The organism is Bradyrhizobium yuanmingense (genome assembly GCF_900094575.1).
GTDB classification, from domain to species: Bacteria; Pseudomonadota; Alphaproteobacteria; order Rhizobiales; family Xanthobacteraceae; genus Bradyrhizobium; species Bradyrhizobium yuanmingense.
The window spans coordinates 90,886-110,891 of the sequence record NZ_FMAE01000008.1 but is presented as its reverse complement, the minus strand read 5'-3'; the positions used below and the strand labels follow the sequence as shown (position 1 = coordinate 110,891).

22 protein-coding genes are annotated in these 20,006 nt (G+C 64.6%); 10 read left to right on the top strand and 12 right to left on the bottom strand.

All coding sequences use genetic code 11. The features are described from left to right. The first annotated feature begins 239 nt into the window (after positions 1–239). Positions 240–494, top strand: a complete 255-nt coding sequence (locus GA0061099_RS27940; RefSeq protein WP_036027710.1) for a hypothetical protein — start codon at positions 240–242, stop codon at positions 492–494. Positions 495–521: 27 nt separating this feature from the next. On the opposite strand, the gene GA0061099_RS27935 is transcribed toward GA0061099_RS27940, so the two are convergent. The 4 genes from GA0061099_RS27935 to GA0061099_RS27920 all read right to left on the bottom strand — a co-directional run bounded on the left by GA0061099_RS27935 (position 522) and on the right by GA0061099_RS27920 (position 3,032). Next, positions 522–764 carry a DUF6719 family protein gene (locus GA0061099_RS27935; RefSeq protein WP_036010549.1) on the bottom strand — a complete coding sequence of 81 codons (243 nt, stop codon included), beginning with the start codon at positions 762–764 and terminating at the stop codon, positions 522–524. A 283-nt stretch (positions 765–1,047) separates the two neighbouring features. Then, positions 1,048–1,752, bottom strand: coding sequence for an outer membrane protein (locus GA0061099_RS27930; RefSeq protein WP_036027726.1), 705 nt, complete (start codon positions 1,750–1,752; stop codon positions 1,048–1,050). Between the two features lie 262 nt (positions 1,753–2,014). After that, entirely contained in the window at positions 2,015–2,410 is a 396-nt protein-coding gene (locus tag GA0061099_RS27925; protein WP_036027727.1) for a hypothetical protein, read from the bottom strand. 229 nt (positions 2,411–2,639) lie between these two features. Then, positions 2,640–3,032, bottom strand: a complete 393-nt coding sequence (locus tag GA0061099_RS27920) for a His-rich protein BRANT (RefSeq protein WP_036027712.1) — start codon at positions 3,030–3,032, stop codon at positions 2,640–2,642. Between the two features lie 248 nt (positions 3,033–3,280). On the opposite strand from GA0061099_RS27920, the gene GA0061099_RS27915 reads away from it, so the two are divergent. Beyond that, positions 3,281–3,823, top strand: coding sequence for a tetratricopeptide repeat protein (locus GA0061099_RS27915; protein WP_036010542.1), 543 nt, complete (start codon positions 3,281–3,283; stop codon positions 3,821–3,823). Positions 3,824–3,945: 122 nt separating this feature from the next. Further along, positions 3,946–5,334 carry a serine hydrolase domain-containing protein gene (locus GA0061099_RS27910; RefSeq protein WP_036027714.1) on the top strand — a complete coding sequence of 463 codons (1,389 nt, stop codon included), beginning with the start codon at positions 3,946–3,948 and terminating at the stop codon, positions 5,332–5,334. Here the strand turns inward: GA0061099_RS27910 and GA0061099_RS27905 are convergent. After that, entirely contained in the window at positions 5,321–6,889 is a 1,569-nt protein-coding gene (locus GA0061099_RS27905; RefSeq protein WP_036027728.1) for a S10 family peptidase, read from the bottom strand. The genes GA0061099_RS27910 and GA0061099_RS27905 overlap by 14 nt on opposite strands. Positions 6,890–7,142: 253 nt before the next feature. Between GA0061099_RS27905 and GA0061099_RS27900 the strand changes: the two genes are divergently transcribed. The 3 genes from GA0061099_RS27900 (at position 7,143) to GA0061099_RS27890 (ending at position 9,167) form a co-directional block, all read left to right on the top strand. Further along, positions 7,143–7,922, top strand: coding sequence for an NAD kinase (locus tag GA0061099_RS27900; RefSeq protein WP_036010536.1), 780 nt, complete (start codon positions 7,143–7,145; stop codon positions 7,920–7,922). Between the two features lie 92 nt (positions 7,923–8,014). Further along, complete coding sequence (locus GA0061099_RS27895) at positions 8,015–8,560, top strand: response regulator (RefSeq protein WP_011088265.1); 546 nt, start codon at positions 8,015–8,017, stop codon at positions 8,558–8,560. A gap of 28 nt (positions 8,561–8,588) precedes the next feature. Continuing rightward, positions 8,589–9,167: an Hpt domain-containing protein gene (locus tag GA0061099_RS27890; RefSeq protein ID WP_036027715.1), complete on the top strand. Its 579-nt coding sequence runs from the start codon at positions 8,589–8,591 to the stop codon at positions 9,165–9,167. Between the two features lie 140 nt (positions 9,168–9,307). Here GA0061099_RS27890 and GA0061099_RS27885 read toward each other — a convergent pair whose 3' ends face one another. From GA0061099_RS27885 to folE, 4 genes are all read right to left on the bottom strand, one after another. Next, the gene (locus tag GA0061099_RS27885) at positions 9,308–10,483 is read right to left on the bottom strand and encodes a DUF2336 domain-containing protein (RefSeq protein WP_036027716.1); all 1,176 of its coding nucleotides are present in this window, start codon (positions 10,481–10,483) and stop codon (positions 9,308–9,310) included. A 327-nt stretch (positions 10,484–10,810) separates the two neighbouring features. Continuing rightward, entirely contained in the window at positions 10,811–11,884 is a 1,074-nt protein-coding gene (locus GA0061099_RS27880; RefSeq protein ID WP_085972297.1) for a transglycosylase SLT domain-containing protein, read from the bottom strand. A 96-nt stretch (positions 11,885–11,980) separates the two neighbouring features. Next, complete coding sequence (hisI, locus tag GA0061099_RS27875; protein WP_036027717.1) at positions 11,981–12,403, bottom strand: phosphoribosyl-AMP cyclohydrolase; 423 nt, start codon at positions 12,401–12,403, stop codon at positions 11,981–11,983. A 27-nt stretch (positions 12,404–12,430) separates the two neighbouring features. Next, positions 12,431–13,123, bottom strand: a complete 693-nt coding sequence (gene folE / locus GA0061099_RS27870) for a GTP cyclohydrolase I FolE (RefSeq protein WP_036027718.1) — start codon at positions 13,121–13,123, stop codon at positions 12,431–12,433. Positions 13,124–13,376: 253 nt separating this feature from the next. Between folE and GA0061099_RS27865 the strand changes: the two genes are divergently transcribed. Then, positions 13,377–13,832 carry an iron-sulfur cluster assembly scaffold protein gene (locus GA0061099_RS27865; protein WP_036027719.1) on the top strand — a complete coding sequence of 152 codons (456 nt, stop codon included), beginning with the start codon at positions 13,377–13,379 and terminating at the stop codon, positions 13,830–13,832. Positions 13,833–13,937: 105 nt separating this feature from the next. Here GA0061099_RS27865 and GA0061099_RS27860 read toward each other — a convergent pair whose 3' ends face one another. Next, positions 13,938–14,834, bottom strand: coding sequence for a COG3904 family protein (locus GA0061099_RS27860; protein ID WP_036027720.1), 897 nt, complete (start codon positions 14,832–14,834; stop codon positions 13,938–13,940). Between the two features lie 255 nt (positions 14,835–15,089). On the opposite strand from GA0061099_RS27860, the gene yidD reads away from it, so the two are divergent. Both yidD and GA0061099_RS27850 read left to right on the top strand, forming a co-directional pair. Further along, positions 15,090–15,428, top strand: coding sequence for a membrane protein insertion efficiency factor YidD (gene yidD, locus GA0061099_RS27855; protein ID WP_036027721.1), 339 nt, complete (start codon positions 15,090–15,092; stop codon positions 15,426–15,428). 89 nt (positions 15,429–15,517) lie between these two features. Beyond that, on the top strand, positions 15,518–15,724 hold the full coding sequence (locus GA0061099_RS27850) for a hypothetical protein (RefSeq protein ID WP_036027722.1): 207 nt from the start codon (positions 15,518–15,520) through the stop codon (positions 15,722–15,724). On the opposite strand, the gene GA0061099_RS27845 is transcribed toward GA0061099_RS27850, so the two are convergent. Both GA0061099_RS27845 and GA0061099_RS27840 read right to left on the bottom strand, forming a co-directional pair. After that, positions 15,725–16,939: a hypothetical protein gene (locus GA0061099_RS27845; protein ID WP_085972298.1), complete on the bottom strand. Its 1,215-nt coding sequence runs from the start codon at positions 16,937–16,939 to the stop codon at positions 15,725–15,727. A gap of 2 nt (positions 16,940–16,941) precedes the next feature. Next, positions 16,942–18,309: an APC family permease gene (locus tag GA0061099_RS27840; RefSeq protein WP_036027723.1), complete on the bottom strand. Its 1,368-nt coding sequence runs from the start codon at positions 18,307–18,309 to the stop codon at positions 16,942–16,944. 359 nt (positions 18,310–18,668) lie between these two features. Here GA0061099_RS27840 and GA0061099_RS27835 point away from each other — a divergent pair, with 359 nt between their 5' ends. Continuing rightward, on the top strand, positions 18,669–19,988 hold the full coding sequence (locus GA0061099_RS27835; protein ID WP_074448152.1) for an alpha/beta hydrolase: 1,320 nt from the start codon (positions 18,669–18,671) through the stop codon (positions 19,986–19,988). The last annotated feature ends 18 nt before the right edge of the window (positions 19,989–20,006 follow it).

Genomic DNA, 20,006 nt, shown 5'->3' with positions numbered 1-20,006 from the left:
CGAGCAGCGCCAGCGTGAGCGGCAGGAGCATGTGCCCGCAGGATGTGTTCAGGTCGCTCGTCATGGCGGAAAACATCCGCTGATTCCGGCCGACGAGTCCCAGGGATTCTTTTTTCCGGGATTCAGGACTCGTTAAGGGACTCAAGGGCCGTCCGCGACGATCACGGGCGCGTGATCGGGCGGTGGCCGGAACCCCTCCCCCGTAAGCTCGTTAACGGGCATTCCTGGAGTCGGGATGCATGCCCTACGCCCTCTTCTGCAATGACGCCCAAATCAGCAAGGCCTATCCGAGCGAGGCCGACGTCTGGAAGCTCGCTGAGCGGAGTGGTCTCGTCGTGGACGTGACGGCGGACGACGAGCGGCCGGGACCGCGCCGGGTGCTCGACAATGATTACAAGATCGAGCCGTGCCAGGCGGCTCAAGGCGAGGACCCCGCCAAGAACAAGGCGGAGGCCGATCGGCAGTCCAGAATGGAGCTCGAGCTGAATTCCTGAGTTCCGGCACGGAGCCGGAGCGAAAGCTCAGGGGGTGGCCGCCACAAGCGAGGCTTGCTCGCCCGGCATAGTCACGCAGGCCTTGCGGCGGTGCAGCCCGCGGATGGCGCCGGTGACCTTCATGACCTTGCCCGACGGACATGAAGCGTCCTTGACGAAGGCAACTTCGTACGGTGCCAACATCAGAGGCTCGGATCTGAGGATTGTCTGTGCAGAGCACGGCAGGCAGCCGAAGAACGAGAGCACCACTGCCGACACCAAGATACGCATGTCCGTCGTCCCACCTGCCCGGTAATTGTCATATAACGCGTTCCGGAGCGCGAGTTCCGTAAACCGCAAAAATTATTTTTGCTTTACGCCAGCCCCATGACGCGCGGGAGAAGGCGCGCCAGCATCGTTTGCAAGCAAATGACGCGCCAAATGGTTCACGGAATGCAAAGAAAGCAGGCGCCGGAGGCGGCAGGCCGGCAAACGAAAGGCCGGCGGAGCCGGCCTTTGTCAGGTCTTGGATCTTCAGGTCTTCGATCTTCAGATCTTGGGTCGGCGCTGACCGTCAGTACCGCGAGGCGGCCGGGCCGCCCCAGCCGAAGCGATAGTTCACCCCGGCCTTGACGGTATGCTCGTCCTCCCGGCCACGAACGCCGACGATGTCAGCCGGGCCGGAGGTGAAGGTCGTGCTGCCGAAATTGTAATATTGATACTCGGCCTTGGCCGACCAGTTCGGCGCGAACATGTATTCGAGGCCGGCGCCGACCGTATAGCCGTCCTTGTTGTTGCCGGTGGTGGTGAAGGCCTGCGGCACCCCGGCGATGTTCACGCCAAGGCCGTTATTCCGCCAGGCATAACCGCCCTTGGCGTAAAGCAGCGTCGGTCCCCAGGTGTAACCGATGCGACCGGTCACCGACCCGATCTGGTCGGTGTTGGATGTCACCTGCGTGCCCAGCGGGAAGATGGCGCCATTGTTGTTGGTCGGCAGCCAGGAATACTGGGCCTCGATACCCACCACCCAGTTGGGCGCGAACTGGTAGTCGAAGCCGCCCTGCACGCCGCCCAGGAAACGCGCGTCGCTCGACTGGAAGCTGTTGTCGCCGGCAAACGCGCCGCCGAGATGGCCACCGATATAGAAACCGGTCCAGTTATAGATCACCTGCGGCGGCGTGACCGGAGCCTTGGTATAGGCGCGCGGCTGCATGTCGGCCGCTACGGCCGGCGCAACCAGCGCCAGCAGAGCTGCTGCACCCAGCAAGATCGACTTCATGATCATCCCCGTTCTTTCATTACGACACTCGGGAAACAACGTGGCGTGAATTGGGTTGCTTCGCGGCAATGCCGGAACGTTGATCGTTCGTGACTGTGACGGCGTGGCAACAACACGAATTTGTTCCGTCAATTCGGCTGCGCAAGGCCGCCGCCACGATTTGTCGCAAGACGAAACCACCCCGTTCAAAGCTCGCCGAAATGTGATCCAGCGGCTCCGGCTCCTTCTGTCTAACACCGGGCGAATAAACGCTGCCTTTGCGCTACCGCGTCATCTTTTCCAGTTCCGGAAACGGTGCGTAAACCGCACCGGCGCAGAGATCGCTGGTCTGGTCGACCACGCGGTCCGCCCGGCCGTTGACGAAGATCACGGCCCGCTCGCGCATGCCCTTGTAGCTCCCATCCGTCTCGCGCGGGGTGAAGTGCAGGCAGCTCACATAGAACTGCCGACCGCCGACCTCGCGCTGCACCGGCTCGGCCATGGCGGCATTGCGCACGCCGACCGGATTGTTGAGGTAGGCCCGCATCAACGCCACCGTGTCGTTCCGGAAATTGTCGGGAAACGGCTGCGGCCCGCCGGCCTGGGTCCCGCCCAAGAAAGTCGGACGGTCACTGTCGCTGCCGAAACATGCCGCAAGCGCCAGCGGCAACGCCAGGATCACCGCACATCTCGCCAATCGCCCCACAGGCCCCGCTCTCCGCTCGAACAGATCAGGAGACGTTCTAGCCCCAAGCCGGGATGAAGGGAATTCGCTTGCAGCGGCGCAAACAGCGCACCGGCCAGCCGCCGACATCTCGGGCTTCCGCCCGAGGCGTGGCAACGGGCCAGGCCTGACGTCCGCGCGCGGCGGCGGGCAATGCCAGGATGCCGCCGCGCGCGATCAGTCGTCAGTTGCGCTTGTCAGACGTCGCGGGCTTGGTCACATCCGGCTGCGCCTTCTGCGACTCCTTGGCCGTGACCTGCTTGTCGTGATGGCGATGCTTGCTCACGCTCTTGTGCTGGTCGGTGGTGACCGCGGCATTGGCGTCCATTGCCTTCTTGCCATCCACCTTGGCGTCCGTCTTGACATCGGAAGCCTTCGCGTCCGTCGTCTTCACGTCCGTCTTGGCGTCGGCCTTGACGCCGGCTTCCGGTTTTGCGGCAGTGGTCGCCGCCTTGGTCTGGCTCTGGTCGGCCTTGATCACCGGCGCGGCTGTGGTGGTCTTGCCGGCCTCGGCGGCGAACGCCGGGGCTGCGATCACGGAGGTTGCGAGCAAGGCTGCAGAAATGGTCTTCAACATGGTGGTCTCCTCTTGGAAGGATCATCAGGCGGCGCCCTCTCGCCCCCATCGATCGTGGGAAGGAACATAAGCGGGGTGCACTGAACCCAATCTGAAGCCCCTTGCAGGCTTCCGTTCATCTCGATGACACGTTTGTCATCCACGGCCGGGCGAATAGATCGTGCGACGCGGGAATGTTTTTGCCCGAGAGGTGTTCCGGTCTTCGGGCAATCGTGTAGGATCGCCACGTTCCATACCGGAGAACTTAGATGCGCAAACTCTCAATGCTCGTTGTGCCGGGACTCGTCGCTATGACACTGGCGGCCGCGCCGGTGCTGTCCAGCGCGTATGCCGCCGCCGGCGACGACCCTTCGTCGCCGCCGAAATCGGACACCTCGACCAAGAAGGGCAAGAAGAAGAGCTCTTCCGTCAGCGACCCCAAATTCCTCGCGGCCTACCGCACCGCCTACGCCGCGATCTACGACAAGCACGATTACAGGGGCGCGATCGACCAGCTGAAGTCGCTCAAGCGCAACGACGTCGCGGACGTCGCCAACCTGATCGGCTACTCCTATCGCAAGCTCGGCGACTACCAGTCGTCGAAGGCCTATTATGAGCTGGCGCTGAAGGACGATCCGAACCACGTCCGCACCTGGCAATATTACGGCCTCTGGCAGCTCGAGCAGGGCAACCGCGAGCAGGCGCAATACCACCTCGACAAGATCGCCTCGCTCGCCGGCACCGGCAGCTCGGAATATCGCTCGCTGGCCGAAGCGCTCGACAAGCCGACCGGCGCGACGCTCGTCTACTGAAGGCATAGACTGGAGACATCGCATCTCCGAACGACGCAAACGGGCACAACCTTTCAGGTTGTGCCCGTTCTGCTTTCTCGGCTAGCCTTTCGCACCGACCTCCCTCGCAAACCGGTAGCGCAATGGACACGTGGCTGCGATCCGCGATCGACTACATCGGCTCCTGGATCGAATACCAGCTGACGACGATCCAGCAGCCGGGCGTCATCGTGGCTTTCGCCCATCGCGGCGAGGTCGTCGCCGAGCATGCGTTCGGCCTCGCCAATCTCGACACCGGCGAGAAGCTCACCCCGCGCCATCGCTTCCGCATCGCCTCGCACTCCAAGAGCTTCACCTCGGCCGGCATCATGAAGCTGCGCGAGCGGGGCAAGCTCCGGCTCGACGACCATGTCGGCCGATATGTCGGCGGCCTCGATCCGCGCGTCGCCGAGACCACGATCGCGCAAGTGCTATCGCACAGCGCGGGGCTGACGCGCGACGGCGCCGATTCCGGCCAGTTCATCGACAGCCGCCCCTATCTCGATGCCAAGGAGCTGCTTGCAGAATTGAAGCTGCCGACCGCGATCGACCCCGGCACACGCTTCAAATATTCTAATCACGGCTTTGGCCTGCTCGGCCTCGTGATCGAGGCTGTTGCGAAGGAGCCCTACTCCGTCTGGATCAAGCGCGAGATCATTGCGCCGGCCGGCCTGCGCGAGACCGAACCGGACGCACCGCTTCCCAAGGGCGCAGCCTTCGCGCGCGGCCACACGCGAAGAGTGCCGTTTGGCGAGCGCTGCGTGATCCCCGGCGACAATCCCGCACATGCAATGGCATCTGCCGCAGGCTTCGTCGCCACCTCCGCCGACACCGCACGCTTCTTCGCGCAGCTGGCGCCCAACGCGAAGAAGAGCGTGCTGTCGATCGCGAGCCGCCGTGAGATGACGCGAAATCATTGGCGCATCCCGCAGAGCGTCGAGGCCTATTACGGCTTGGGAGTCAATGCCGGCAAGACCGACGGCTGGGACTGGTTCGGCCATGGCGGCGGTTTCCAGGGCTATATCTCGCGGACCTGCTCCATTCCCGCTTGCGAGCTTGCAATCAGCATCCTCAGCAACTCGATCGACGGCGCGGCGCCGTTCTGGATGGACGGCGCGATGCAGATCCTGCGCGTCTTCCAGACCCGCGGCGCCCCCGACCGGCGCGTGCGCGACTGGACCGGGCGCTGGTGGACGATCTGGGGCGCGACCGATCTCGTCCCCGCCGGCAACCGCGTGCTCGTCGCCAACCCGCAGTTCAACAACCCGTTTATGGATGCCGCCGAAATCGAAGTGACCGGCCGCGACACCGGCAAGCTCGCCTGGGCTGCCGGCTATTCCAGCCACGGCGAGCCGGTGCGCCGGGTCCGTGACAAGCGCGGCAAGATCAGCGACATCTGGATTGCCGGCGCGAACGTGAAGCCAAAAAAAGTCGTCGCACGCGAGATCGCGCGCCGGTATCCGCCGCGCAAGCGCCGGCCTACTCCCGAATGAGCGCCTCGACCTCGCTTCGGAACGCCTGCCGCGATCCGTCGCGCGAATAGAACATGTGGCCGCCGGGATAGACCACGAACTTCACGCGCTGCGTCACGAAGGCCGGCAACTGGTCGAGCACCCGCCTCGTTGCGAAATAGGGCGTGGCGAGATCGAACAGGCCGTGCGTGACCAGCACGTTCAGCTTCGCATCGGTGGCGAGGATCTGGCGCAGCTCGGAGACCGATTGCGGCGGGTTGATGCCGCGGCCGAAATCCCATTGCCCTTCGACAGCACCGTTCAGGACTTCATATGAGCCGCCGGGCCGCCAGTTGAGCTTGCGCGAGAGCACGTCGACCGCGGCGCTCGTCAGCGGTGCCTGGAGCGCATCGCCGGAGGGATCGCCGAAGCGCGAGCTGCTCGAGTCCGGATAGGGATCGAAGCCGCGCACCGAGGCATCGTAGCGTCCGGTCACCTTGCCGTTCTTGCGGTCGAATTCGCGGCGGAATTCACCGACGTCGAAGCGGCCGGCGAGGCGGCGGCTCACCGCCTGGTCGATGCCGGTGAGTTCGGCGACCTTGTCGGCCAGACGCGTGGTTGCCTCCTTGTCCGCCTCGCCTTTGACGAGGTCGGTCAGGAATTCGCCGCGCGCGTAAGCTTCGACGTCGGCGAGGTCGGCGCGCTTGACCGGACGTTTGGCTTCGCGCGCCACTGCCACGTAGCTCGGCAGCGTCGCGACATATTGCAGGAGGCTCGTGCCGGTGAACTCGCGGAAATCCAAGAGCGGCGAGACCAGGATCAAGCCCCTGACGCCGACGCCGTGCTGGAGCTGCAACTGGCGCAAGACCTTGGGGCCGCGAATGCCGCCATAGCTTTCGCCGGCGACGTATTTCGGCGAAGTCAGCCGCTCGTGCTTTTCGAGCCAGCGTCGGATCACAAGCGCGATCGAGTTGGCGTCGCCGTCGACGGAGTAGAACGATTTGCGGGCATCCTCGCCGCTCGCCACGAAGCGGCTGTAGCCGGTGCTGACGGGGTCGATGAAGACGAGATCGGTGAAATCAAGCCAGGTCTCCGCGTTCGGCTTCACCTCGGGCGAGGCCGACGGCGACAAGGCCTCGCCATCGAGCGGCAAGCGCCACGGCCCGGCCGCGCCGAACTGAAGCCAGGCCGAGGACGCACCGGGCCCGCCGTTGAACAGGAACGTCACCGGACGCGTGGCGCGCTCGGCACCGTCGAGCTGGTAGGACGTATAGGCGATGTCGGCCAACGGCTCGCCTTTGCCATCGAACACGCGGATCGACCCGGCGGTGGCCGTGAAGTTGAGGGTCCGGCCGGGCAGATCGAGCGTCTGCTTCGTGGTCGAATCCGGCGGCAGACGGTGCGGCTCGGCCGCGGACGACGACGTCTGCGGCGCGCCTTGCGCGGCACCGCCGCGCCCACCCTTCTGTCCGGCCGGCGCGGCCGCCTCGGAGCGCGGCTGCGGCGCATCATCTGCGTGTGCAAGGCCGGCGAACGCGAAAGCCGACACCGCCAACACCAGGCCCGCGCGGCGGAGCGCCGGCAAAGTCGTGACCATGATCATCCTCCGTGTCCGGCCGTGACCGCCGGGGAGTCAGAAAGGTAGCGCCAAATTACGACGGTTTGGGGAAACATTGGCGGTGCGGGCCCTGAAGCGGCCGGCCGGGTTCAAATTGCCCGGTTCTGTGCTTAAGTCCGGTTGGACCGTCCCCATTAGCTTTGGTGGGCGGTCATCCTCGACAATACGGGCCTACCTCGTATAGACGAGCCCGGCGGAACCTTCCTCGACCCAGCGGCCCTGCCGAGAAGCCATGACCAAGCCTGCGCGATACGACCGGATCGCCTTCGTCGCCAGCCCGAGCAACGAGGCGCAAGCCGCCTTTGGCCAGCTGACCAGGGACTATGGCAATTGCGATCCCGATGAGGCCGACGTGGTCGTCGCACTCGGCGGCGATGGGCTGATGCTGCAGACGCTGCACCACCATATGCGTACGGGAAAGCCGATCTACGGCATGCACCGCGGCACGGTCGGCTTCCTGATGAACGAGTACTCGACGCATGATCTGCGCCAACGGCTCGAGACGGCGCATGAATCCGAGATCAATCCGCTCTTGATGCGCGCGACCGACGTCAACGACCGCGTTCACCTGCACCACGCCATCAACGAGGTCTACTTATTCCGCCAGACCTCCCAGGCGGCGCGCTTGCGGATACTTATCGACGAGCGCGAACGCATGCCGGAGCTGATCGCCGATGGCATTATCGTCGCGACGCCGGCAGGCTCAACGGCCTATAACCTCTCCGCCCAGGGACCCATCCTCCCAATCAACGCCGCCCTGCTGGCGCTGACGCCAATCAGCGCCTTCCGGCCGCGGCGCTGGCGCGGCGCCCTCCTGCCCAATACCGCCTATGTCGTGATCGAGGTGCTGGAAGACGACAAGCGCCCCGTCGCAGCGGTCGCCGACCACGAGGAGGTGCGCAGGGTCCGGCGCGTCGAAGTGCTTTCGGACAAGAGCATCTCGATGCGGATGCTGTTCGACCCTGGCCACAGCCTGGAAGAGCGCATCCTGCGGGAGCAGTTCGGCTACTGAGTGTCCTGCCGCCCCAACCCTGGCCGCAACCCTTCGTTAACTCCCGGCACGATATGGTTAACGAAGGTTGACCCGCTTTTGGCCCGGGCGTCATGTTCCGTATCGACTTCAACAAGCTGCGCTTCCTCGTCTGCGACGACAATCCGCACATGCGCCGCATCCTGCGGACGCTGCTGCATTCGTTCGGCGCGCGCGAGGTCTATGAGGCCGAGGACGGCGCCACGGCGCTCGAAATGTACAGCCATTACGTGCCCGACATCGTCATCACCGACTGGGCCATGCCGATCTTCGACGGGCTCGAGCTCGCGCAGATGATCCGGCAGCCGGAATCCAAGGGCAATCCCTACGCACCGATCATCATGCTGACCGGACATTCGGAGAAACGTCGCGTCACGGTCGCGCGCGATGCCGGCGTCACCGAATTTCTGGCCAAGCCGATCTCGGCCAAGGGGCTCTATCAGCGTATCCTCAACGTCGTCGCCAATCCCCGCCCCTTCATCAAGACCAAGACCTATTTCGGCCCCGACCGGCGCCGCAACACCAACTCCGCCTATATGGGCCCGGAGCGCCGCGTCGGCGAAAAGCACGAGGTGCTGCAGCAGCCCTCGCTGCTCGACAAGGCCCGCTCCACCATCTAGCGCAACCGCTTCAGACGAGGCAGGCATCATGGCGAAGAACAGCGCAAAGGACATCGAGGTCAAGGCCTTCGCCACGCACCAGGTCATCACGCAGCCCAATCCGCTGCGCAAGGTCCTGCGCCGCGTCGAAGAAAAAGACCTCGACGACCCGGTCGCCCGCGCCGAGCAGGCGCTCGCGAGCCTCTCCGGCGAGTTCAAGGACTGGATGGCGATCGAGGCCCAGCGACTGTCCGCCGCCTGGACGGCCGTGCAGAACGACGGCTTCACGAAGAAACTGCGCGACGAGCTGTTTCACGCCGCGCATGACATCAAGGGGGATGCGGCGACATTCGGCTTTCCTTCAGCCGCAGGCATCGCCGAAAGCCTGTGCCGCGTCATCGAGCACGCGCCTGACCTGGAAAAGGTGCCGGCCGAGCTGTTCACGCACCACATCAACGCCATTCTCGCCATCGTGCACGAGAACACCAGGCTGGACAGGATCAGCGTCTCGGCCGAGCTCAGCCGCCGCCTGCGCAAGGTCGCCGATGATTATCTTGCCTACGTCAACCGCGACCGCCCCGAGCATCTCGAGGTGATCCTGGCGCCGAGCATCGCGCCGGCGGAATAAGGCCGAACTCTCTCCTCTCGTCATTGCGAGCGCAGCGAAGCAATCCAGACTGTCCCCGCGGAGGGATTCTCGATTGCTTCGCTGCGCTCGCAATGACGGAGCCTGTCTCTCTTCCGGCCCGCCTTGTCGCGAGCTTCGAACTACGCCGCAATCAGATCGTCATAGAGCGGATCGACCACATCATCCGCGACAATCTCGTCGCAGAACAGCCGTGCCTCTTCGCGCGCGGATTCAGTGGCGAAGCGGCGCAGCAGGACCATCAGCGGCTCGGTGGCGCCGCGATCGGACTCGCAATGGGTGAGCACGCGCTCGACCATGCGCCGGCGCAGCCGCGCCGCGCCGTCGTCGCTATCGACGAAGCCCTGCTCGTGGCAGGCATCGAGCGCGACCTGGAACGCCGCAAACGTCGCCTCCGGAAGCCCGGCGCGACGGAGCAGCGCGTGCACGCTGTTGCCGCCGCGCTCGTGCAGCAGCGCCGAGACGCGCGCCAGCGGCAGATCGGCGAGCTCGGCGAGTGCCGCATCGAACAAGCCCAGATTGCCGGACAGTAGTGCGCGCAGGATCAGGCCCGCGGTCAGCTGGCCGGTGACGCGCAAATGCCGGACCAGGCCCTGCATGTCATCGCCGCGCGAGCGCGCCGCGATGTTCATGGTGGAGCGATCGCGCGCCTCGATGGTGATGCGGTCCGCGCGCTCGGCGCTCAGCCAGTTCCGCGCCACGACGAATTGCGCCAGCGTCTCGGAGAGCTTTGCCACCAGCGCAGCACGCGTTGCGGCCGGCAGATCCTCCAGCACCAGCATCGCCTCGCGGATCGCGGCGAGATGACCGTGACGCTCGACGATCCGGTCCCAGGAGAACGGGGCGAGCTCGGCATGGGGATTCTCGATCAGCTCCAGCGCGGCAGCCGCGCAGCCGACTTCGGCGATCGCGGCGCACACCGACACCGGCAATGCGATGCGGCGGGCGACTGCGCATTGCACCTCCTCGCCGCCGGTCGCGACGATGTCGACGAGATCGGCGTCGATCAAGAGCGGGGAATGTTCGAGCACCGGCAGTGCGACTGTCGGCTGATCGGCCGACAGCGCCCGCACAATTGAGGCCGGCGCGTCGAGGCTGCGGGCAAAGGCTTCGGCCATCGCCTGCCGGACCAGCGGCGAGGCATCGTCGAGCAGCATCAGAAGCGCGCCTTCGGCGGCGATGCGATCGTCTGCAGAAAGGTCCGAGATCAGCCAGGCCCGGGCCAGCGCCCGTGTTGCCTCGGCCCGCTCGCCTGCGGGCGCCGTCCTGATCCAATGAATGAACTGCCGAACAATCATGCTGCTTCCGGCTTACACAACAAACGAAAAACGATGACGCTCGTCACCTGCAACACAAAATAAACCACGACGCTTAACAAAGCGTTCACCATAACTGGCTGGTTTTGTTGATGATTTGTTAAGGGAACAAAGCCGCCACGTGCGGCACACGCGACGAGCTCTCGCTGATCCTCCGTCATTGCGAGCGCAGCGAAGCAATCCAGGACTGTATCCGCGGAGAGATTCTGGATTGCTTCGCTGCGCTCGCAATGACGGTGTTGACGCAGCTGCGCACACAGTCTCGATCTTGTGCACGGACGTAACGCGGCGTCCGGAGCAAGAGCGAAGCTAGCTCGAGAACGTGCCGCTGCGATCACTGAAGAGATCGAGCGGTTGCGGCGGCCGCACGTCCGGCGTCGCCGCTGCGACCGAGGTGAGCGAGGCATTGTTGCCCCATAGTTTCTGCACCGTGGTCGAGACCGGCTGCGTGGCATCGCCGGGTTGATAGATCGAACGAAACACCGGCGTGCCCGTCGGATTGTCCGCGACATGTGTCGACGACGTCGCGCTGACGGGCGTCACTGTGCGGGCATTCGGGAAGGTCTGGAGATAGGCGGCGTTGTCCACGACAGGCGCAGTGGGCACCACTGCATTGGCACTCGCGACCTGCGTGGTCGAAGGCGTGGCGCCATACATCGCCATCGCGCTGCGGGTTACCTTTGAATTGGCCGCGCTGGCATAGCGGCTGTCCAGGACCGAATAGACCTCGGAGACGCTGCGGGCGCGGCCGTCCTTGGCGTAGAAGATCGGGCGGTTGGCGGCCGCCGCGTTGGGAAACAGCCGCGCGCCGACGGCTTGCGGATTGTCCTCGGCATTGGCGATCAATTTCGCCGCGCCGCGGACGCCCATGAAATGGGCCATGTAGAGTTCGCTGTCGCTCGGCCTGCGCCCGAGCAGGCCCGTGAGCTTGAAGCTGTTCGACTGCGTCAGCGCCGCGGCCATGGCGGAAGCGGCTTCGGGATCGTCGCGCAGCTTCATGATCGACCGCTTCTTGACGGGATCGTCGACGGTGTAGGTCCCCGATGACGTCCTGGTGATGGCGTCGGCGTAGCTGCCATAGCCGAGCTGGGCACCCGCTTCCTTCACCGTGCCGAGCCAGGTCTGGTCGATGAACTGGTAGAGCCCCTGCGCGGACGAGGTGGTGGCGGTGGCCGTCGGATTGAAGTCCGATTCCATCTTGGCCGTGGTCAGCATGTACTGGAAGCTGACGCCTGTGACGTTCGAGGCCTGCTTGATCGCACCGGCGACACGCGCGCGCGACGGATCAAGGCCGGCCGTCTGCGTGGCACTGAAACTGTCGATCGACATGGTGGAGGGCCCGCCCCGCGCGGCGCTGAGCGACGCCGGCAATTCGGCGCCCATCGTCTCACCGTGGGGCAGGTATGGTTAAGGCGGGGTTAACTGACGCTCCGCGTCATTCCGGGGCATGCGACAGCGCGAACCCGGAATGACAGGCTGCTACTTCCTGTAAACGTCGTTCGGATCGAACAGCCGGTCCGCCTCAGTGAAGACCAATCTCGCTCCCCCGCCCTCGGCCTCGACCTTGCGGTAGAAGCACGACCGCCGGCCGGTATGGCAGGCCGCGCCGATCTGCTCGATGCGGATCCAGACCGCATCCTGATCGCAATCGGTGCGCATCTCGACCACGCGCTGGATCTGACCCGACGTCTCACCTTTTCGCCACAACGCATTGCGCGAGCGGCTGAAATACCAGGCTTCGCCGGTCGCAATGGTCTTGCGCAGCGCCTCGTCGTTCATGTGCGCGACCATCAGCACGTCGCCGGTGGCGACGTCGGTGGCGACGACCGTCACGAGGCCAGCGGCATCAAATCTGGGCAGGAAGGCGAGGCCCTCCTCGATCTCATGGGAATGAGCGGACACAGCAACTCTCGCCGGTTTGTCGCGAGGTCAGCGCGTCGTGCCTCGCACCAGGGACAGGAAACGGGCCTGCTCCGCCGGATTGTCGCGGAACATGCCGGTGAAGCGGCTGGTGAAAGTAGAGGCGCCATGCTTGGCGACGCCGCGCACCGACATGCAGGTATGCTCGGCCTCGATCAGCACGGCAACGCCGCGAGGCTTGAGGACCTCGTCGATCGCGGCGGCGATCTGCGCGGTCAGGTGCTCCTGGGTCTGGAGCCGGCGGGCGAAGATGTCGGTCAAGCGGGCCAGCTTGGACAGGCCGACGACGCGCTCCACCGGCGTATAGGCGATGTGCGCCTTGCCGTAGAACGGCATCATGTGGTGCTCGCATTGCGAGGTGAACTCGATGTCGCGCACCAGGACGAAATCGTCATAGCCCGCCGTCTCGCCGAAGGTGCGGTCGAGCACCTCGGCCGGGCACTGGTGGTAGCCCTGATAGAGCTCGTCGAAAGCCTCGACGACGCGGCGCGGCGTGTCGAGCAGGCCCTCGCGCTCGGTGTTCTCGCCGATATAGGCGAGCAGCGTCTTCACCGCCGCTTCCGCCTCGGCGCGCGCGGGACGCGGCTGGTCGGCGCGGACGGCGGCCGCGAGGAATTCGGCAGGATCAAGCTCGGCCGGGCGGTTCTCGGGCTGCCGGTCGGAGGGCTTACCCGGGCGGATGGATTTGATTGCAGCGTCCATATCTTCTCCGTTCGACGGCCTAACGGCCGGAGTGTCACCGGCAGACGGGGCGGCCAAGCCGCCGGACGCCTGAACAGAACAGTTTCGGTGCAAAAGTCCCAAGGTCACAAAGCCGGCAGCGCAGATCTGGATCACCGCCACCGCTCCGCTGGACTGTTTTTCCACCAGTTCCGCCCCTATATAGGACCGTGGGCGGCGCCCGCCAAGGCCGATCCGGCTTGGAAGCGGGTGTGGACGCGTTGGACTCCATCACATGCTGAACGACATTTACAACAAGCGGATCATCGAGCTGGCCGGGAATATTCCGCGGCTCGGACGGTTGGCGGACCCCGATGCCTCCGCCACCGCCCATTCCAAGCTGTGCGGCTCGACCGTGAAGGTCGATCTTAAGATGAACGGGGATACCGTCACCGACTTCGCCCATGACGTGAAGGCCTGCGCTTTGGGCCAGGCCTCTTCATCCATCATGGCAAGTCACGTGGTCGGCTCGACTGCGAGCGAACTCCGTGAGTTACGCGAAACCGTTCGCAAGATGCTGAAGGACAATGGTGCGCCTCCTCAAGGAAAATGGGAGGAGATCAAGTTCCTCGAGCCGGTCCGCGACTACAAGGCGCGCCATGCCTCGACGCTTCTCACCTTCGATGCCGTGGTTGATGCCATCGGCCAGATCGAGGCCAGAACCAAGCAGCCGGCCGCAGCGCAAGGCTGACCCCCTCTCCGTCATTCCGGGCGAACTTGCGCACCCCAGGTACGCACTTGCTCACCAAGGTTCGCGCTGACGCGCGCCCCGGGATGACTACCGAGATTTAAGAGCTTACTTCGGCGCCGCCGCAGCAGCCGGTGTGGCAACACTACCGGTCGGCACCAGGGCTTCCGCCGTCTTGGTCGACTTGGAAGCCTGCTCCGGTTCCGCGCCGAACCTCGCCTGCGTCTTCGGTGCAAGCTCCGCCATTGCCGGCGCCGAGATATCCACGTGCGGGAGCACGTCAGCCACGAGATCGGTCGTAACCAGATTGGTGAGCTTGAGCTCGCCGGCATCGAGCTCGTGCAGGTCCTCCCAAGGCGGGACGCTGAGCGCAAGCGACAACAGATCCCCGGCGCCACCCATATCGAAGGTGTATTTGGCGAGGCGCCCGATGTCGCGCTCCACGATCATCAGGTCCTGCGCGCTATAGCTCGCCGCCTTGGCATCATCGGCGCGGTCGCCCATCCAGATCTGGTGAACCCGAACATGAGCGGCTTCCGGCACGTAACGCTTCTTGCCGGCCAGCAGCAGGAAGGCGCACATGGATTCGCAATACGCTTCCGGCGCGACGGCCGGCCGTGTCGACGGCCCGCCGCGGAGGCTCACGCCGACCGTGGTCAAAAGCCCGAGATTGCGGAAGCGCCGGCCGAGCGTGATCGCGTCATTGACGGAGCCGCCGCTGGAATCGAGCACTACGGTGGCGCCGCCGAGCTGGCGGCCGCGCGAAAACTCTTCGAATTCTTTGGGCGTATCGGCGGTGATGATGCCGACCGCGCTGATCCAGCCGCGGCAGTTCGGCTCGCAGGCGACCCAGCTGAACTTCATCGGCAGCTTGCGCTCTTCGAGGGCAGCGCCGGCGCGGGCCGACGATCCGAATGTTGCGACAGCGCCAGCCAGCGCGACTCCGCAGACGGCGGTTCCCACCAGCAACCAGCCGCGAAGTTTAAGGGAGTTCAGAAGTCTCAATCTGGTTCCTTCCCCAAGCCCCAAAGCCCCAAGGTCCCCAAACAATCCCCGGTGGCGCTACCTGAGTCCATCATACAGGCGTATGTTTCTACACACGACCGTCATAAAAATGGTATCCGGGCGAATACAGATCGTCCACAGATACTTGCTGCACTGCTCCCAAAAAACACGCAAAATATGGCGTGGAAACAACAACTTATGGTTCCCTGCACCGGAACCGGGCAAAGCTTCGCTCAACATCGCAGCACAACGCACATGAAGCATTCAGCTTGCGAGCATTGTTCCAGTTCCGTCGATGGTGTGCTCCGGCTGCCGCGCAGATTCGGCCGTGCACTGATCTGGCTGTATCGCCACACGCTGTCACCTCTGGTCGGTTACAATTGCCGGCACCTGCCGACCTGCTCCGTCTATGGCGATGAGGCAATCGAACGGTTCGGGCTGTGGGCCGGCGGCTGGATGACGCTCGCGCGCCTGCTCCGTTGCCATCCCTTCGGCACGTCCGGCATCGACAACGTGCCTCTCACGGCGCCCAAAGGCGCACGCTGGTATCTCCCCTGGCGCTATGGCCGCTGGCGCGGAGTTAACGCGTCCTGACCTGCGGTGCTCTGAACAGCGCCGCCCTGACCGGAACCTTAGACTTTCCGCCCGCGTTGTCTTGATGCTCCCCACGGGAGGAAACAACAATGCGCTGGAAAATCAGCCCGCATTTTCACGCTAAGCCCCGTCCGAATCTCGATCACAGGGCGCACGATCCAAGAACCATCGACCTGCTCGCCATCATCGCTTTGCTTGCGCTCGTCCTCGGCTCAGGCTGGTATCTTGAGAGGAGCCTTGCGACACAGCCGAGCACGACGACGTTCATCGTGCCGAGCCAGAGCGTGCATTGGTAGTCACCGGAACCAGTAGAACCGTCCCTGTGATGGAGGGATCGACTCCGGCGGTCGTAGCCGCTTCGGGCGCGGCGGCTTTGGCGCCGGCTCGGCGGCCGAAGTGGTCTCTGCAGCCGGTGCGGTCTCGCTGCCCGGCACCTTCACCGCCAGCAGCAAATTCGATTCACGCATGCGCCAGCGATAGCCGACGCCGAAATCGATCGGCTGGGCGCGCGTGAACAGCTCGGCGTAGCGCTCCTGGTAGCGGCCGGGGAATTCGTCGATGGGACCAAGATAGCGGCCGAACGGGAAGAACCGCCATTGCCGTGCATTGTAGTTCGCAAGCGGAATGCCGGAATCGTCCTGGATGATGGTGGCGCTGTTGGCGAGCAACCAGTCGCGTGCGACGGTGAAATTGCCGGAGTGCAACAGGTAGGACGCACTCTTGAGCAGGCTGTTGCCGGGCCCGAGCGTCTCGCAGAATTTCAGGAAGCCCGTGGCACGTGCGCCGGAATTTGAGAGGTCGGTCGCGAAATAATACAGCGTACGCGCTTCCCCGTCGCTGCCGGCAAAGCTGATGCGGACGCCGCGCGTCGCGTTCCGTCCGGGATTGTCGCCGCCGACATGTAGCCCGCCCTTGTCGTCGAGCGCGACCATCTCGACGTTGCGGATGGTCTTGCCGGAGCGGGCGAGGAAGACATAGAGGATCGGCAGGGTGCCGTTGACCTGGTTGGCGCTCAGGTCGACCTTCATCTGCTTGGTGATGAAGAACGAGAAGCTCAGGATCGAGCCAAGCGAGCGTTCGACGTTATAGAGCGCAGCGCCGACCGAACCGCGCGGCAGCCGCGTCAAATCGGGGACCGCGCCGACCGGCTCCAGCGCGCCGAGCACGTAGGTGCTGGCTTTGGGATAGAAGGTGTTGGCGTAGAGGAAATCGGGGCCGCTGAACAAATAGAACATGGTCGGTCGGGGCGCGGCCAGATTGAGGTCGGCCCAGCTGCGGATCTTCGAGAGCTGACGCTGCTCGAGCTGAGCGAAGGCGCCGTCGAAGAATTTGGCGTGACGCTGCCAGGCCGGGTCCCTGGTGAGCGGCACCAGCGGCGAGTCCGCCGAAGGCTGCATGCCCGCAAGGAAGCGCGCCGTGTCATCGAAGGTGACGTCTGCGGCACGCGCGGACGAGACGGCCGCAGCCAGGAGGACGAAAGCAACGGCCGCAATTCTCAGGGGGCGGAGCATGTCTATTCGCGATGCGGTGATGCGGCAGCGACGACGGGCCGCCTGCGGAAAACAGCGTAAATCAAAAGGCCGGAGAGCATGACGAGCATTCCCGACAGCGACTGAAGCGGCCGCTCCGTCAGAAGGTAGTACATCATGAACGCGGTCACGAGCAGAAACACGAGCGGCGTGAACGGGTATCCCCAGGTGCGATAGGGCCGCGGCAGATCGGGATCGGTGATCCGCAGCTTGATGACGCCGGCGACCGTGAAGAACGAGCAGAACAACAGCGCGAACTGGATGAAATCGAGCACCGCCTCGAAGCTGCGCGTGAACAACAGAAGATTGGCGATGGCCAGTTGGAACAGGATGGCATAGGCCGGCGCGCCGCTCACGGACCGCTTGGAGAAAACGCGCAAGGCGGGAATGTCCTCCCCCATCGTCATCATCACGCGCGGGCCGATCCACATCATCGCGCTGATCGAAGAGATCAGACCGAAGCAAATCATGGCGCCGACGATCCGACCGCCGAGGGTGCCGAAGATCGCCGTGCCGGCGACACTGGCGACGTCGAGCTGGCCGGCGAGCGCGCTGACCGGCGCCGAATGGAGAAATACCGCGTTCAGCGCGACATACAGCACGAGCACGATCAGCGTGCCCGCGAGCAGCGCGCGCGGCAGGTTCCGTTGCGGCGTCTTCATCTCGCCGATGATGTAGGTGGCGGCATTCCAGCCCGAGAACGAATACATCACGAAGACGAGCCCGATGGCGAACGGCGCGCTGACGATGTGAGCGATATCGCCGGGCTGCGGCGTGAAGCTGATCGGCTGCGGCACGGCGATGACGAAGCCGGCGACCAGGAAGCCGACGATCAGCACGACCTTGAGGACGGTCGAGATCAACTGGAACGTGGATGAGTGCCTGACGCCGGTCAGTTGCACCAGCGAAACCAGCCACACCACGCCGATGGCGAGCGGAATCGCCGGCAGATCGGGTACGACCGACTTGGCATATTCCCCGAACGCCATCGCGGCGAGCGCGACCGGCGCCGCGAAGCCGACCGTGGCCGACACCCAGCCGGCGAGGAAGCCGAAGGCCGGGTGATAGGCACGGCCGAGGAAATTGTACTCGCCGCTCGAGCGCGGAAACATCGCGCCCAACTCGCTGTACGCGAACACACCGCACAGCGCGACGACGCCGCCGACCGTCCAGAGCAGCAGGATCGAGAAGCCGGACGGGATGTCCTTGACCTGGAAGCCGAGGCTGGTGAAGACGCCGACCCCGATCATGTCGGCGACGACGATGGCGGTGGCGACCGGAACGGAGACCCCGGCCCCCCTCCCGGTCAGCCGGTCCGTCCAGGGCGGGGTACCCGCATCTGATGCCGTCATCGGGGTCCTTAACCTCAGGCGCTTCGCCTAATGGCCGATCGTGCACTTTGGCCCAGTCAATTCAAGCAGGGTTAACAAGGGTTAAATGAGGCAACGGAGGTAGGTACCTGACCACCGCCTAGGCGCTTCTTTGGACGATGTCTCTGGATGCACCCGGGATTGTCCGTTCCGCTCCCCCACAATCAGGACACGATTGCATGGTCCTTTCGAGCGTTCCGGATGTGGGGAAGTTTCTCCGGACGCTTAACGTCGCCTAAACGCCAGTCGGCTCAATTGTTTCAAGTTTGCCGATGGACGTGTGACTTGGACGTGTGACCTGGGACGTAAGACTTGGGTCGTGACTTTGGGGTCATGGGTGGATGGCCGGGGCCGCTCCTAAACTGAGAGCTGATGATCGTGCCGATCGGACAATGTCCGGTCGGCATGATCGTGCGCTCCGGGCCGGTCTAATCTCAGTCATGGTGCCGTTGTCGCTGACGCTGGTTCAATGCGGCAAGGCGCCGGATCCGGCGGCGCTGGCGGCGAACTCCCAGGCGAATGTCCAGGTGGTCGCCAAGACCAATTCGCAGAGCTCGAACGCGCGCGTGGCAAGCGGCGACGGGTTCGAGGATCGCTTCCCTGCCCCGCAGTTTAAGGAGCGCTTTCCCTCGGCGAGTGAGAGCTTCCTGCAGCGGCAGATGTCGGACTTCTCGCCCAAGCGCGCCGTGCAGTCTCAGCCGGAGCAGGCGTCCTACAAGGTGGCCTCGCTCGAGCCGCAAGTGCCGTACAAGCGCCCCGCCCGCGAGGATCTGACGACACTCGTCAGCATGAAGTCGTCGGCCTTTCCCTACTTCGGCAACAACCCCGCCTCCGACGCGCCCTTCCTCAACATCTCCAAGGGCGACCGCCGCGGCCACCGCAGCTATTCCGGCCGCGTCTACTGGCAGGACGAGACCTACAGCGACAGCCGCGTGCTGGTGCACGTGCCCGAGCATTTCGACCTGCGCAAGCCGGGCGTGATCGTGGTGTTCTTCCACGGCAATGGCGCAACGCTCGAGCGCGACGTCCGCGACCGGCAGATGGTGCCGAAACAGGTCACCGATTCCGGCGCCAATGCGATCCTGCTCGCGCCGCAGATGGCGGTCGACGCCGCCGATTCCAGCGCCGGAAAATTCTGGCAGCCGGGCGGCTTCAAGCGCTTCATGGCGGAATCGGCCGACCATCTTGCGCGCCTCACCGGCGATCCCAACAGCGCGCGCGCCTTCGCCAACATGCCGATCGTGATCGTCGGCTATAGCGGCGGCTTCCTGCCGACGGCGTGGAGCCTCGAGGTCGGCGGCATCAGCGACCGCGTGCGCGGCGTGGTGCTGCTCGATGCGGTCTATGGCGAGATGGACAAATTCGCGTCCTGGATCGAGAACCACCGTTCCGGCTTCTTCGTCAGCGCCTACACCCGCCACACCGCGCGGCGCGACCGCGAGCTGATGAGCATGCTCCGCCAGAAGGGCATCAGCGTCGCCGAGGACATGGACGGGCCGCTACGACCCGGCAGCGTGGTGTTCGTGGAGACCGGCGAGGGCATCACCCATCGCGACTACGTCACGCGCGCTTGGACGCGCGATCCGCTCAAGGACGTGCTGGTGAAGATGGCGGCGACGCCGTCGCTCGCGCTGACGCGCGTCGCCTCCACAAATCCCTAACCGGGATATCAGTTCCCA

What these genes read in the sequence shown, in the direction of transcription:
- yidD (WP_036027721.1), top strand. Translation starts at nt 15,090, where the DNA reads ATGAAGCATTCAGCTTGCGAGCATTGTTCCAGTTCCGTCGATGGTGTG.
- GA0061099_RS27880 (WP_085972297.1), bottom strand. Translation starts at nt 11,884, where the DNA reads ATGGGCGCCGAATTGCCGGCGTCGCTCAGCGCCGCGCGGGGCGGGCCC.
- GA0061099_RS27890 (WP_036027715.1), top strand. Translation starts at nt 8,589, where the DNA reads ATGGCGAAGAACAGCGCAAAGGACATCGAGGTCAAGGCCTTCGCCACG.
- GA0061099_RS27850 (WP_036027722.1), top strand. Translation starts at nt 15,518, where the DNA reads ATGCGCTGGAAAATCAGCCCGCATTTTCACGCTAAGCCCCGTCCGAAT.
- GA0061099_RS27900 (WP_036010536.1), top strand. Translation starts at nt 7,143, where the DNA reads ATGACCAAGCCTGCGCGATACGACCGGATCGCCTTCGTCGCCAGCCCG.
- GA0061099_RS27910 (WP_036027714.1), top strand. Translation starts at nt 3,946, where the DNA reads ATGGACACGTGGCTGCGATCCGCGATCGACTACATCGGCTCCTGGATC.
- GA0061099_RS27940 (WP_036027710.1), top strand. Translation starts at nt 240, where the DNA reads ATGCCCTACGCCCTCTTCTGCAATGACGCCCAAATCAGCAAGGCCTAT.
- GA0061099_RS27885 (WP_036027716.1), bottom strand. Translation starts at nt 10,483, where the DNA reads ATGATTGTTCGGCAGTTCATTCATTGGATCAGGACGGCGCCCGCAGGC.
- GA0061099_RS27920 (WP_036027712.1), bottom strand. Translation starts at nt 3,032, where the DNA reads ATGTTGAAGACCATTTCTGCAGCCTTGCTCGCAACCTCCGTGATCGCA.
- GA0061099_RS27840 (WP_036027723.1), bottom strand. Translation starts at nt 18,309, where the DNA reads ATGACGGCATCAGATGCGGGTACCCCGCCCTGGACGGACCGGCTGACC.
- GA0061099_RS27865 (WP_036027719.1), top strand. Translation starts at nt 13,377, where the DNA reads ATGCTGAACGACATTTACAACAAGCGGATCATCGAGCTGGCCGGGAAT.
- GA0061099_RS27935 (WP_036010549.1), bottom strand. Translation starts at nt 764, where the DNA reads ATGCGTATCTTGGTGTCGGCAGTGGTGCTCTCGTTCTTCGGCTGCCTG.
- GA0061099_RS27915 (WP_036010542.1), top strand. Translation starts at nt 3,281, where the DNA reads ATGCGCAAACTCTCAATGCTCGTTGTGCCGGGACTCGTCGCTATGACA.
- GA0061099_RS27905 (WP_036027728.1), bottom strand. Translation starts at nt 6,889, where the DNA reads ATGGTCACGACTTTGCCGGCGCTCCGCCGCGCGGGCCTGGTGTTGGCG.
- folE (WP_036027718.1), bottom strand. Translation starts at nt 13,123, where the DNA reads ATGGACGCTGCAATCAAATCCATCCGCCCGGGTAAGCCCTCCGACCGG.
- GA0061099_RS27895 (WP_011088265.1), top strand. Translation starts at nt 8,015, where the DNA reads ATGTTCCGTATCGACTTCAACAAGCTGCGCTTCCTCGTCTGCGACGAC.
- GA0061099_RS27930 (WP_036027726.1), bottom strand. Translation starts at nt 1,752, where the DNA reads ATGAAGTCGATCTTGCTGGGTGCAGCAGCTCTGCTGGCGCTGGTTGCG.
- GA0061099_RS27835 (WP_074448152.1), top strand. Translation starts at nt 18,669, where the DNA reads ATGGCCGGGGCCGCTCCTAAACTGAGAGCTGATGATCGTGCCGATCGG.
- GA0061099_RS27845 (WP_085972298.1), bottom strand. Translation starts at nt 16,939, where the DNA reads ATGCTCCGCCCCCTGAGAATTGCGGCCGTTGCTTTCGTCCTCCTGGCT.